Genomic DNA, 508 nt, shown 5'->3' with positions numbered 1-508 from the left:
GCGAGCGAGACGTCGTCGAGCGCGGTGAAGGCGCCAAAACGCTTGCAGATATGTCGGACTTCGATGCTCATTTGAGACTCCCGCGACGCAGGGCAGCAAAATCGCCGCGCCGCTCGATGGCGTGCTTGACGACCAGGGTCACCAGGGCGAGCAGCGCCAGCAGCGAGGCGACGGCAAAAGCTGCCGAGAACTGGTATTCGTTGTAGAGGATCTCGACGTGCAGCGGCAGAGTAGTGGTCTGGCCGCGGATGTGACCGGAGACGACGCTCACCGCGCCGAATTCCCCCATGGCGCGCGCGTTGGTGAGGATCACGCCGTAGAGCAGCCCCCATTTGACGTTGGGCAGGGTCACGTGCCAGAACGTGCGCCAGCCGCTCGCGCCCAGCACCACCGCCGCCTCTTCCTCCTCGCGCCCCTGCGCCTGCATCAGCGGCACGAGCTCACGCGCCACGAACGGAAAAGTGACGAAGACGGTAGCGAGCACGATGCCGGGCACGGCGAAGAGGAT

Annotated in this window: 1 protein-coding gene; it reads right to left on the bottom strand. The window is 65.6% G+C overall.

Annotated elements, in window-relative coordinates; translation table 11 throughout:
- Positions 1–67 precede the first annotated feature (67 nt).
- The coding region (locus EPD81_RS10615; RefSeq protein ID WP_142805399.1) for an ABC transporter permease subunit at positions 68–508 on the bottom strand (441 nt) is incomplete at its 5' end.

This window comes from Tepidiphilus sp. J10 (assembly GCF_006980785.1).
Classification (GTDB): domain Bacteria; phylum Pseudomonadota; class Gammaproteobacteria; order Burkholderiales; family Rhodocyclaceae; genus Tepidiphilus; species Tepidiphilus olei.
The sequence above is the reverse complement of the archived record's forward strand: the minus strand, read 5'-3'. Positions and strand labels throughout refer to the sequence as shown.